Here is an 11,908-nt window from a genome sequence, read left to right on the forward strand (position 1 = left end):
CGTCTATCGCGGCGTCCGGGGCGGCGGCGAGCGCGGTCACGGTGGTCCTGGCCGCGCGGGCGGCGGTCCGGACCGCGACCGTGGCCGCCGGGTCCTGCGCTGTCATGGTCCGTCCTCCCGGCGCCGCGCTGCCCCTCCGGCAGCCACCTGCCGAGCGTACCTGACCGTGCCGGAGCGCAGCGGCGGCGCATCGAGCGCGCAGCTCATGGAGGTGAGCGCGTGCTCGTCCGGCGGGGCAGGCTTCGCGCGCTCCCGGCGCCTGGCCGGGTTGCGAATCGTGGCGGCGGCCAGCACGCCGCCGGCGGCGGCGACCGCGGCGGCGATCAGCACCGCGGTGTGAAAGCCCCGCAGGAGGGCGGCCGGATGCAGGTAAGCCTCCCCGGTGATGCCCGCCAGCCCCGGCAGCACGGCGACGGCGATCAGGCTCGCCACCCGGGCCACGTCGTTGTTGACCGCGGAGGCGACGCCGGAGTGCCCGGCGGGCGCGGCGGACAGCGCGGTGGCGGTCAGCGGCGCCACGTTGATCGCCAGCCCGAACCCGAAGACCAGCATCGCGGGGAGCACCTGGGTCAGGTAGTCGCCACTGCGGTCCAGCCGTGTGAACAGCGCCATTCCCGCCGCGATGACCAGCGGGCCCGCGGTCATCTGCAGGCGCGGGCCGATCCGCGCGGCGAGCCCGGCGGACCTGGCCGACAGGGCCAGCATGATGACGGTCACCGGCAGCAGCGCCACGCCGGCCTCGACCGGGCTGTAGCCGCAGACCTCCTGCAGCACGATCGGCACCAGGAACAGCGCACCGCCCAGGGCACCGTAGACCACGAACGTGACCGCGTTGGCGGCCGCGAACTGGCGGCTGCCGAACACGGCAAGCGGGAGCAGCGCGTGGGGATTGCGCGCCTCGGTGACGCAGAAAGCCGCGAGCACGACCGCGCCGGCGGCCAGGCTCCCCAGCACCAGCGGCGACGACCAGCCGCTGTCCGACGCGGCGATGAGGCCGTAGGTGATCCCGGCCAGGGCGAGGCTGATCAGGGCCGGGCCTGTCTTGTCGAGGGGCGGCCGCGGACCCGGGGCCCGTGATTCGGGTATGTGCCGCACCGCGATCGCGACGACGGCCGCCGCGACAGGCAAGTTGATGAAGAACACCAGCCGCCAGGAGACGGCGGTGATCAGCCAGCCGCCGAGGAACGGCCCGACGGCCGTGGCGACCCCGCCGAGGCCGGACCATGCGCCGACGGCCTTCGCCCGGTCGTCCGGGGCGAACGACGCCTGCAAGATGGCAAGGCTGCCTGGGGTCAGCAGCGCGGCACCGACCCCTTGCAGCACCCGGGAGCCGATCAGGAACACCTCGTTCGGCGCCAGCCCGCAGCCGAGCGAGGCGAGCGCGAACCACACGGCGCCGGTCATGAACAGCTTCCGGCGCCCGTAGCGGTCGCCGAGCGCGCCGCCGAGCAGCAGCAGGCCGGCCAGCGTGAGCGTGTAGCCGTCCACGACCCACTGCATGCTGACCACCGTGGAGTGGAAGTCCCTGCCGATGGCCGGCAGCGCGATGCCGACCACGGTGGCGTCAAGCGCGGCGATGCCGGACCCGAGGACGGTGCCCGCGATCACCCAGCGCCCCTTGCCGCTGGCGTAGGTCAGGGCTGGCACGGCGCTGCTCAGCTCATCGCCCCCGTTGCCCGGTCGCCCGGCCCTGTCCCCACGGTCGTTCCCATAGCGTGCGGCGGCGCTCAATCGCGTGGGTCGGTCAGCGGCCGGCCGCTGATGCGCTCGGCGCTGACGACGGGACGACGGCGCAGGTCCTCACGGATGTCGGCGCCCAGCTTCCTGGTGTCCCTGCGGTTGAGCATCGCCCCGGCCAGGGCCCCGGTGAACAGCGGGCTGAGCGAGAACGTCGAGCGGCGCACGCGGGCCGCGAGCCGCCGCCGCAACTGCCTGGCCAGCGGCGATCCGGCGACCAGGAGCAGCCCGCCGGGGACCATGAAGAAGCCGCGCCGGTGCGCCCATGCTCCTATATACGCGCGCGCTCGGTCGGTGGCGGTGCCCGCGGCGGGCACGCCATACGCCTCATGCAACTCGGCGACCAGCTTGATCTCGATGCCGACGACTGCCAGCGTCTCCGCCGCGACTTCGGCGGGGAAGGCGGGCAGCACAGGCAGCGCGGCCCAGGCACCGGTGGCGCCGCCCACCGCGGCCGCCGCGCGCGCGGCCCGCTCGATCAGCAGGTCGGCGATCTCGTCGTCTGAGCGGCCGGGGAATTGAGCGCGCAGCGTCGCCTGGTCCCTGATCGCCAGCCGCGGCCCCATCGCGACGACCTGCGTGGCGAGCCAGCTGATGAACGACGCGGCGCCGCGCCCGGCCGTCCCCGCTCGCTGGCGGGCCGTCCAGGCACCGCGCCGTGCCGCTTCCGCGCCGCGCCTGGCAGCGCCTGTGCCCCGCCTGGCGGCCACGTCGGTGCCGCGTTTTGCCGCGTCGGTGCCGCGCTTGGCGATTCCGGTCCCGCGGCCGAAGACCCGGCTTGCCGTGCGTGCGACCCCGTTCAGCGCGATGGCAAGCCGCCGCCGGTCGTGAAGCTGGTCCGCCTCCGTCAGCTCGACGGCGACTTCGGCTGCCTGCTGCGCGGCGGCATCGCTGTCCGCGACCTGACCGCTTCCTGAACTGACCATATAAGGCACCTACCCCAAAGACGCGGTTCATGGTCCCCGGCCGCGCGGAGGGGAGCGGCCGGGCGCGCATAGCGAACACTCGATCACAGATTATTCGGATTGGCACTACTTGTATCAATAAGATCGCCTATAGTAACGCTCAAAGCTCCACACAATGCTCGTCCCCGCCGGTTCCGAACAGGAGCGCCCCCATGGCCGAGACGGCTCTGAACGAGACGGGGCAGCGCGGCCGTCACGCCGTCCCGCTCGCCGCCCAGCCGCCCCTGCAGAGTACTCCAGTAGTACTGCATGCTTCCTGGCCCGCTCCCACGGCGCACTGGCCCGGCACAGCGACCCCACGGCCCGCCCACTGGCCGACGCTCGCCGACGGCACCGAACCGGAGACCCAGCTGGCCCGCGCGTGGCTGGCCGCGCTCGCGGTCAACAGGGACGAGTCGGCCGGGGACCACGGCGACATCCCCATGGACCTGGCGGACGCGCGGCAATTCCTCACCGAGCAGTCGGCCGCGCTCGTCTCGATACTGCTCGGCTCGCCGTTCCTGCCCAGGCAGGCGGCTGCCGTCGGGCACGCCCTTGTCATGGCGGACTTCGTTGGCGCGGGCGTGCTCGGACGGAGCCTGCGCGTGCTGATCTTGCGGCTCCCAGGGCTGATGGGCGCCTGCGCGGAGGTCACTGACAGGCACGGCGACCTGGAACAGCGGGTCGCGGCGGTCACCGAGGCGCTGGCTAACGGCTACGTCGGCGCGCTGCGCGACCGCACGCTGGCGGAGCAGGAGTCGATCAGGCGCGCGGAACTCGACGCGCACCGGATCATCAGCGAGCAGCTGCGCCATCAGGCGACGCACGACCCGCTCACCGGGCTGCCGAACCGCGCCGCCGTGTTCGGCAGGCTGTCCGCGGCCGTCGAGGCAGCCCGCGGCGGCCGGATCGGCCTGTGCTATCTGGACCTCGACGGCTTCAAGGGGATCAACGACCGGTATGGGCACGACGCGGGCGACGAACTGCTCGTCGCAGTGGCCGAGCGGATCGGCCGGGTCGCGCGCGGTCACCGTGCGCTCGCCGCGCGAATCGGCGGCGACGAATTCGTCGTGCTAGCCGAGTCCTCCCCGGGGGTGGGCGGCATGATCGCGCTCGCCGCCGGCATCCTGGCCGAGGTCAGCCGCCCGGTGGCGCTGCGCATCGGCCGCGTCCGCGTCTCCGCCTGCGCCGGCATCGTCGACCGCGCCGACGACTCGCCCAGCGCCGCGACCATGGTCGCCGACGCGGACGCCGCCCTGTACCAGGCCAAGTCCCGCGGGCCGGGCAGCTGGGCCGTGTACGACTGCGCCGGCATGGGAGCCGAGCCGTCCAGGAACGCGCCGCGTCGCTAGCACCGACCCGGCCAGGATGAGCACGAACGATACCCCGATGGCCGGCGTCAGCCGCTCGCCGAGAATCCCCGCCCCCAGCGCCACCGCGACCGCGGGGTTGAGGTACGTGACGACCGTGGCCCGCGCCGCGCCTACCTCCGCGATGAGCCAGAAGTAGCCCACCAGCCCGGCGGCCGTGCAGACCGCGCCGAGCGCGATCAGCGCGGCGAGCACCCGGGCGGAGGGCACTTCCCGCGGCCAGGCGAGCACCGCGGCGGGCGTGTAGCCGACTGCCACCACCGCCAGGCAGGCCGCGTTGGCCGCGATGCTTGGCACCGCGGCAAGCTTGCGGTTGGCGATGATCGGCCCGGCGGCATAACAGACCGCGGTCAGCAGGACTTCGGCAACGGGCAGCAGGCCGCTGCGGCCGGCGCCCGGGCCGGCGAGCAGCGCCACGCCGGCGAACCCGATCGCGATCCCCGCCGCACGGCCGCCCGTGAGCCGGTCACCTCCGCCCTGCCGCGCGCCGCCCTGCCGCGCGCCGCCTTGGCGCCACGCCCGGGCGGACAGCCAGCCGAGCACCACCCCGATGGCGGGCACCGACGCGATCAGCAGGCCGCTGGTCGAGCTGGGCAGCCGACGCTCGGCGGTCGAAAGCAGCGCCCACGGCGCGGCGACCTCGATGACCGCGTAGGCGACCAGCCACCGCCAGTGCCCGAGCAGCACGGCCCGCCGCTCGGGCCGCCAGGCGCCCTGCGCCAGCGCCACGGGAACCAGGATGAGCGCGCCGACGAGGACCCTCGCCCAGACCAGCACGGGCACGGAGACCCCGGTGTCCGCCACCTTGATGAGCAGGTATGGAATGCCCCAGATAACACCCATCACCGCGAACAAGGCCGCGCCGCGCCTGCTCAATCGTCACCTGCCGTCACTGCCAGGAGATGCCCGACATGGCGAAGGTGCCGATTGCCGTAAATATTCCGTCAGCTGGCACGCGGGGCGGCGGGCGGGCTGGGATGCGGTCAGCCGCCCTGGCTTGGGCGTGCGGCTGCCCTGGCCCGCCGGGTCCGGAGCTGACGACGCGGTGAGCGACCACAGGGTTTTCCGCGGGCCGCCGACGGCGTTCGCAGACCCGCCGCCGCCGGCACCGCCGCCGCCAGCGGCCCCGCGCGCGGCCGGACCCGGATCGCGCGAGCCGGCCTCGGAAGCAAGAACAGGGGACCCCACCACGATGGGACTCCCGGCCGCCGCCAGCCCGCCGCCCGGCGCCGCCTGCGGCATGTGGGCCATCCGGGCCGACATCGACGCCAGCACGAACAACGCCATGAGGACGCCGGCCAGCACGGTGGGCAGCAGGCTCCCCGCCGGATGCAGCCGCACCACCGCCACCGCGTTCCGCAGCCCCATGCGGAAACGGTCGGCGGCGAGGGCGAACGCGAGTCCGAGTCCGGGCAGCGCGGGCCCGTAGCCCCGGCTCGCTTGCTGCCGCAGCCTGCGCAGGGCGGCCCTGCGCTGGCCCCCGGTCAGCCCGGGCAGCAGGTACACCGTCGTACGGCGCCTGCACCGCTCTGCCGTGCCGTGCAAACCTGGGGATAGGTTCTTGTAGCGAATACGGATCATGTCTCGGTCCATTCCCGCACATGCATACTAACCTCGCACATATACAAGCAGATATGTACATATATGCATGCCCCCACCCGAGGCATTTGCCGCACTGAATATAACGCAACGGATTGCCGAGTTCACGCTATATAGACAACTTGCCCGGCTTCGCGTCGCGGCCCTGTTCCGGGCTACGCTGCGTGGGTGATCCCTGTGCGGGCGGATGCCGGTACCACGTCGCGGCGCCAGGAACCGCCTGGCCCGCGGCTGCCGCTGCGCTGGGCACTGCCGGTCGCGCTCGGGGGCGGGCTGGCGCTCGCCGCGGCGTTCCCGCCGTGGGGAGTGTGGCCGCTGGCCGCAGTCGGCCCGGCGCTGCTGACGGTCGCGCTGTCCGGCAGGTCGCTGCGCGCCTCGTTCGTGACCGGCCTGGTGTTCGGCATCGCCTTTTACGTCCCGCTTGTCTCGTGGGTGATCAACCTGGCCTGGTATGCCTGGATCGCGCTCGCCGTCGCCTCGGCGCTCCTCCTCGCGGTGCTCGCGGTGGGACAGCGCCTCCTGCTGCGACTGCCAGCGCCGTCCTGGCCGGTCGCGGTGGCCGGCTGGTGGGTCGCCGCCGAAGCCCTCAGGGACCGCTGGCCGTTCGGCGGTTTCCCCTGGGGGCGGCTCGCGATGAGCCAGGCGGGAACGCCGGCGCAGGGATGGGCGGCGATCGGCGGCGCGCCGCTGCTGACGTTCGTCGTCGCCCTCGTCGGCGGCACGCTCGGCTGGCTGCTGCTCACGCTGCTGGCCGCCCGGCCGGGGCAGGCAGCCGATCGCAGGCGGCTGGCCTGGGCGGTCCTGGCGTTCGCCGCGACCGTCGGCCTCGCCGTCCTGCCCGCCGTCCTGCCGCTCGACCCGGTGCCGCGGGGCACCCCCACCGCCGAGGTCGCCGCCATTCAGGGTGACGTGCCGCGCGAGCGAAGCCTGGCCGCGCAGAACAACGACGAGATGGTCACCCTGAACCACGCGGTCGCCACCGAAAAGCTGGCCGCGCAGGTCAAGGACGGCCGCAAGCCCGCCCCCGACCTGGTGATCTGGCCGGAGAACTCCACCAACATCGATCCCACGCTGTACGCGCCGGTCTACGACGAGATCGCCGGCGCGGCCGCCGCCATCGACCGCCCGATTCTCGTCGGCGCCCTGCTGCAGGACCCGGAGCGCAACGCGGGCCTGCTCTGGCTGCCGGCCAAGGGACCGGTGGCCATGTACGTCAAGCGGCAGCTCGTGCCGTTCGGTGAGTACATCCCCTTCCGCGGGCTGATCAGCAAGATCACCTCGCTGACCCAGCTCGACCCGGTGAACATGGTGCCCGGCCACTCCAACTACATCTTCCACGTCGGCCAGATCAGGCTCGGCGACGTGATCTGCTATGAGATCGGCTTCGACGCCCTCGTTCGCTCCGACGTCACGGACGGCGCCAACCTGCTGGCCATGCAGACCAACGACGCCACGTTCGAGCGGGCGGGCATCCTCACCGCGGAGACGGGCCAGCAGCTGGCCATGGCCCGGATTCGCGCCGTCGAGTTCGACCGCGCGGTCGTCGTCGCGAGCACCACCGGGTACAGCGCGATCATCGCGCCCGACGGGCGGATCATCACGAGCAGCGGGATCTGGCAGCAAGCGGAACTCGAGTCGAGGGTCCCGCTGGTCACCTACACCACCCTCGCCGAACGCGTCGGCCAGTGGCCGGAGTACGTGATCACCGCGCTGACGGTCCTGGCCGCCGGCTACGCGGCGGCGCGGACCGTCAGGCGCCCGTGGTCGCCGCGCCGCCCGCGATCTGGCGAGAACCCGGCCAATGCGGAACAAGCGCCGATAAACTAGGCAGCCCCGGACGAGAGGACCCAGCGTGTACGGCAGCCACCGCACACCACAGGACCGCCCAGCTCGCCGAACACGGCACCTCGCCGTCGCCGTACTCGCCGCGGCCGCGGGCCTGCTCGCCACTGGCTGCGCGGGCGCAACCCCGGTGGCGACGCAGCTGAACCCGCAGGCGGTGGCGGGGCAGGCGGCGCAGACGGTCGCGAAGCACCTGAAGATCAGCCCGGCTCCCGGCACGGTGAACGCCAACCCGTCAGCCGGCATCACGGTCAGCGCGCTCGACGGCTTCCGGGTGACCAAGGTCACCGTGCGCACGGGCGGCGACCCGGTGACCGGCTCGCTGAGCAGCGACGGCAAGACCTGGCACAGCACCTGGGCGCTTGACGTCGCGCAGTCGTACACGGTGATCGCGGCGGGGACCGACAGCCAGGGCCACCCGGTCACGGCCACGAGCACGTTCCGCACGCTGACACCGGGCCAGTCCTTCCAGACCGAGATATACGAGGGCCTGGACGCGACGTACGGCGTCGGCATGCCGATCATGCTGACGTTCGACCAGCCGATCACGAACAAGGCCGCCGTCGAGCGGTCGCTGCAGATCACCACCTCCAAGCCGGTGATCGGGGCGTGGTACTGGGACGGGGACGAGGCGCTCGACTTCCGGCCGCGGGACTACTGGCCGGCCGACACGACGGTCACCCTCGACGGCCACCTGGACGGCGTCGAGGGCGCCAGCGGCGTGTTCGGCACCCAGGACCTGACCCAGACGTTCGACATCGGCCAGTCGCTGATCGCGGTCGCCAGCACGACCGCCCACCACACGCTGATCTACGTCGACGGCAAGCTGAAGTACGACTGGCCGATCAGCACGGGCAGGACGACGATGCCGACCCCGGACGGCACGTACCTGACCGTGAACAAGGGCAACCCGGTCCGCATGATCGGCGGGACGAAAGGCACGCCCGGCTACTACGACGAGCTGGTCAACTGGGCGGTGCGGTTCACGTTCAGCGGCGACTACTACCACTCCGCCCCCTGGTCGGTCGTCGACCAGGGCGTCACCAACGTCAGCCACGGCTGCGTGAACCTGCCGCCGGCGGACGCGGAGATCTACTACAAGATGGCCGTCCCCGGCGACCCGATCACGATCACCAACAGCCCGAAGGGCGGGGACTGGGATGACGGCTGGACCGAGTGGTTCCTCGACTGGAGCCAGTACCTGGCGGGCAGCGCCACGCACATGGCGGTCGAGGCGGGCCCGGACGGCAGCACGTTCGTCAGCCCGTCGTCGCTGCCCGCGGACACGGCCACGGCGCCGGTTGGCACGTCCGTGCCGGACAATTACCTGGCCGGCTGAGGGGAACAAACGGTCCGTTCGGGACAGCTAAATTCATTTCCCCGAACGGACCCCAGCGTCTGCACCAGCGCGAGCGGATGCGGCGATGTCACGGGCGCGCGGTGCTGCTGATGCTCGTGGTCACCGATGTCTGCTGGGTGATGTGCGTTGCCGAGCCTGCGGAGACCGCGAGGATCACGCCGAGCGTGAGCGCGAGCGCCAGCGGGATCAGCAGCGGCGCGGCCGCCCGCACGGTGCGGCGGCGCCGTGCCCGCCGCCTGGCCTGCGCCCGGTCGCCGAAGCCGCCCTCGATCAGCATTCCCACGCTGGCCAGGCTAACTCCGATACCAAGCTGTGATCAACGACTTAGCTATATCCGTGATGTGCGTTACCGCACGTTACGGGTGAGCTGGGCGCGCGCGTTATCCCCACTTACGAAGCGGGCCGCCGTGATGATCCCGCACCACGACGGCCCTTGAGATCACACCGTCAACGGAGGACGGAATGACATCTGAGACCACCATCGCACAGCCGCCCGCCTGCCGCTACTGCGGGCGCACCGGCACCGTGCTGGAGAACCGGCCGTGCTGTGACCGGCCGGAGCACGCGGACCGGGCGCTCGCGTGCGCCGACACCGCGGACTGCCTGGCGTACATGACCGGCGACGACTGCCAGGTCATCCCCGGCGCCCGCGCGGCGCGCCCGGACGGCCCGCAGACGCAGCCCGCCCCCGCGCCGGACGCCATGGAGACCGTGCTCGGCGCGGTGCTCGCCGGGGGCTGCGCGGCCAGCTTCACCCGCGAGCCGAGGGACGGCATCCTCGCCCAGATCGACGTCTTCAAGGACGACGGCGAGCCGGAGACGCATGACGGCCTCGGCGTGACCGCGGCTAAGGCGCTGTGGGCCGCCGCACTCGGCGCCGGGCTCATCACCGGGGAGTGCGACGCGGGCGCCCATGAGGCATGCACCCTGGACTACGGGTGCGCCTGCCCGCACCACGACCCGCGCGAGCAGCTCGCCCGCCTCCGCGACGACATGCACCTCGTGATCCGCGCCCTGGCCGACTTCGCGGCGGTCGCGCGCGCCAACCGCGGCATCGCGCCGCTGGCGGACGCCGCGCCGTGAACGGCGACCGGCTGGCCCGGTGGACGGCCGTGGCGGCGGTGCTCGCCGTCGCGGCCGTCGCCGCGGTGATCTCCTACCGGCACGCGGTCGCCGTCGTCACCGCGCACGGCGAGCCCGGCGCGGTCGGCCGCATGTACCCCGTCACGATCGACGGGCTGATCGTCGCCGCGTCGATGGTGCTGCTCGACGCCGCCCGGCACCGCGAGAGCGCGCCGCGGCTGGCGTGGCACCTGCTCGGCGCCGGGATCGGCGCGACGCTGGCCGTCAACGTGCTCGCCGGGCTGCCGCACGGCTGGCTCGCCGCGCTGATCGCGTCCTGGCCCGCGGGCGCGTTCGTCGGCTCGTACGAGCTGCTGATGATGATCGTCCGCGCGTCGTCCAAGCGGGCCGCGAACCCGCAGGCCGGCACGGTCCCGCAGGCCGTTCCGGGCAGCGCCGAGGCCGCCGCGCTGGCGTCGATGCGGGCCACCCTGGCGGCCGGTAACCCGTGGTCGGCGAACGCGCTGTCCACGCAGTTCGGGCTGCCCCGCAAGACCGCGTCGGAACTGCGCGAGCGCGTGCTCGCCGAGGCCGACGGGCACCATCCCCTGACCGCATAGGAGGACACCGTTGATCGCCATCTTCGCCATCGCCGCCGTGGTCGGCTACGCCGGCTTCCATCTCGGCGCCGGGCACGCCCACCACCGGTACGCCAAGGCCCGCGGGCTGAGGCCCAACGTGTACTGGTCGCTCGGCCGCGGCCCGTACGCCAGCGTCCGCCTGCCCGGCGGCCTTAGGGTCGGCCACAGGCTCTGACGCAAAGTTAGGCCAGGCCGGTGTTCCCGCACCTGCCTGGCCCCGATCCCATCCCTGCACACCCAAGGAGAGACCGTTGGCCACATCATCCCGCAGGCACCCCTACAGCCTGCGCCAGCACGCCATCGACACGAACTGGAGCCTCGACTTCACCGACCGGACGATCGGGCTGAACGAGGACCGCGTCTCGGCGATCGAGGAGGCCCTGGCCGCGCCGTGGCCGCGCCTGCTGCCCGCGCTGCTGCGGCTGCGCCGCCAGATCCGCGCCTCGGTCGCGCCGTACACCGCGCAGCCGGACTTCAGGCGCCGCCGGATGGCGTGGATGGCCGAGCAGATCGACCGGACCTACGGCAGCCGCCTGCGGGCCGCTGACGGCAGGAGGGAACCGTGACCCGGTCATCTGCCAATTCAGGCAGCCGCCCGCCGTTCGACGTGCTGAAGTTCGCCCGCCGGACCGTCGACGCGATCGACATGGGCGACTGGGCGATCGACGTGTCCGAGGAGCGCCTCACCCGCATTGAGGAGCTCATCGCGGCCAGCTGGCCGCGGAGCATGATGCTGCGGCGGCGGCTGCGGCGGGAGCTGCGCGCCTCCGTCGCCGGGTACGACTCGATGGAGCCGGGCTTCCGGCGGCGGCGGCTTGAGGCGGCCGGCGAGGAGGTGCTCGACCGCGCGGACCGCGGCCGGAAGCGGTTCGCGGAGATGCTCGCCGAGGAGGAGGTACTCCGCGAGCGCCGCCGGGACGAGCCCTAGGCCCTAGGCCGCAGGCCAGCGGCACCGCGCCCCTAGGACCATCTAGGGCGCGGTGCCGTCCGCGCAGGCCAGGGCGCCTAGTACGGCCCCTAGAGCGCCAAGGGGCCGTGATCGCGAAAGGAGCGCAGATGGACATCAGGCGGATCGCCGCGATGATCGCCGAGTGCGACGACGACGACGAGCTGACCGAAGTGCTGGCCGAGGTGTACAAGATGCTCCCGGCGCAGCAGCAGGCCGCGTTCCGCGCGGCAACCGGCCCGGCGCCCGGCGCGGCCACCTGGGATGAGGACCGGCGCCAGAGGGATGCTCAGGAAGCGAGGGAGGCCGCCGTCGCCGACTTCCGCCGCCGGGCAGAGGCCAGGGCAGAGCGGATGCGCCGGGCGCTGGAGGCGGCCAGCTCCGCGACGAAACTGAGCCCGGAAGAG

Annotated in this window: 13 protein-coding genes and 1 pseudogene; 9 read left to right on the forward strand and 5 right to left on the reverse strand. The window is 72.9% G+C overall.

The window, feature by feature from the left end; all coding sequences use genetic code 11:
* Positions 1-102: 102 nt before the first annotated feature.
* Both Q1N79_RS04390 and Q1N79_RS04395 read right to left on the reverse strand, forming a co-directional pair.
* The gene (locus tag Q1N79_RS04390) at positions 103-1,647 is read right to left on the reverse strand and encodes an MFS transporter (protein ID WP_300604742.1); all 1,545 of its coding nucleotides are present in this window, start codon (positions 1,645-1,647) and stop codon (positions 103-105) included.
* 80 nt (positions 1,648-1,727) lie between these two features.
* Positions 1,728-2,663: a hypothetical protein gene (locus Q1N79_RS04395; protein ID WP_300604745.1), complete on the reverse strand. Its 936-nt coding sequence runs from the start codon at positions 2,661-2,663 to the stop codon at positions 1,728-1,730.
* 191 nt (positions 2,664-2,854) lie between these two features.
* On the opposite strand from Q1N79_RS04395, the gene Q1N79_RS04400 reads away from it, so the two are divergent.
* Positions 2,855-4,033 (forward strand): GGDEF domain-containing protein, encoded by a 1,179-nt coding sequence (locus Q1N79_RS04400; RefSeq protein WP_300604748.1) that lies wholly within the window; start codon positions 2,855-2,857, stop codon positions 4,031-4,033.
* 51 nt (positions 4,034-4,084) lie between these two features.
* On the opposite strand, the pseudogene Q1N79_RS04405 reads toward Q1N79_RS04400, so the two are convergent.
* Together Q1N79_RS04405 and Q1N79_RS04410 are read right to left on the reverse strand one after the other, a co-directional pair.
* Positions 4,085-4,927, reverse strand: a pseudogene (locus Q1N79_RS04405) (DMT family transporter); the annotation flags it as partial.
* A gap of 3 nt (positions 4,928-4,930) precedes the next feature.
* Positions 4,931-5,632 carry a hypothetical protein gene (locus tag Q1N79_RS04410; protein ID WP_300604751.1) on the reverse strand — a complete coding sequence of 234 codons (702 nt, stop codon included), beginning with the start codon at positions 5,630-5,632 and terminating at the stop codon, positions 4,931-4,933.
* Positions 5,633-5,818: 186 nt separating this feature from the next.
* Between Q1N79_RS04410 and lnt the strand changes: the two genes are divergently transcribed.
* Positions 5,819-7,477 carry an apolipoprotein N-acyltransferase gene (lnt, locus tag Q1N79_RS04415; RefSeq protein WP_300604754.1) on the forward strand — a complete coding sequence of 553 codons (1,659 nt, stop codon included), beginning with the start codon at positions 5,819-5,821 and terminating at the stop codon, positions 7,475-7,477.
* A gap of 25 nt (positions 7,478-7,502) precedes the next feature.
* The gene (locus tag Q1N79_RS04420) at positions 7,503-8,831 is read left to right on the forward strand and encodes an Ig-like domain-containing protein (protein WP_300604756.1); all 1,329 of its coding nucleotides are present in this window, start codon (positions 7,503-7,505) and stop codon (positions 8,829-8,831) included.
* Positions 8,832-8,919: 88 nt separating this feature from the next.
* Here Q1N79_RS04420 and Q1N79_RS04425 read toward each other — a convergent pair whose 3' ends face one another.
* Positions 8,920-9,135 carry a hypothetical protein gene (locus Q1N79_RS04425; RefSeq protein WP_300604759.1) on the reverse strand — a complete coding sequence of 72 codons (216 nt, stop codon included), beginning with the start codon at positions 9,133-9,135 and terminating at the stop codon, positions 8,920-8,922.
* A 179-nt stretch (positions 9,136-9,314) separates the two neighbouring features.
* Here Q1N79_RS04425 and Q1N79_RS04430 point away from each other — a divergent pair, with 179 nt between their 5' ends.
* The 6 genes from Q1N79_RS04430 to Q1N79_RS04455 all read left to right on the forward strand — a co-directional run.
* A complete protein-coding gene (locus Q1N79_RS04430) occupies positions 9,315-9,935 on the forward strand; it encodes a hypothetical protein (protein WP_300604762.1) in 621 nt (206 codons plus the stop codon).
* Complete coding sequence (locus tag Q1N79_RS04435; RefSeq protein WP_300604765.1) at positions 9,932-10,534, forward strand: DUF2637 domain-containing protein; 603 nt, start codon at positions 9,932-9,934, stop codon at positions 10,532-10,534. The genes Q1N79_RS04430 and Q1N79_RS04435 overlap by 4 nt, the downstream gene beginning before the upstream one ends.
* Before the next feature lie 10 nt (positions 10,535-10,544).
* Positions 10,545-10,730 (forward strand): hypothetical protein, encoded by a 186-nt coding sequence (locus tag Q1N79_RS04440; RefSeq protein ID WP_300604768.1) that lies wholly within the window; start codon positions 10,545-10,547, stop codon positions 10,728-10,730.
* A gap of 76 nt (positions 10,731-10,806) precedes the next feature.
* Entirely contained in the window at positions 10,807-11,121 is a 315-nt protein-coding gene (locus Q1N79_RS04445; protein WP_300604771.1) for a hypothetical protein, read from the forward strand.
* A complete protein-coding gene (locus Q1N79_RS04450; protein WP_300604774.1) occupies positions 11,118-11,483 on the forward strand; it encodes a hypothetical protein in 366 nt (121 codons plus the stop codon). Before Q1N79_RS04445 ends, Q1N79_RS04450 begins: the two co-directional genes overlap by 4 nt.
* A gap of 128 nt (positions 11,484-11,611) precedes the next feature.
* Positions 11,612-11,908: hypothetical protein (locus Q1N79_RS04455; RefSeq protein ID WP_300604777.1), on the forward strand; the 297-nt coding region annotated here is incomplete at its 3' end.

Origin of the sequence: Trebonia sp. (genome assembly GCF_030042015.1) — a bacterium.
GTDB lineage: Bacteria > Actinomycetota > Actinomycetes > Streptosporangiales > Streptosporangiaceae > Trebonia.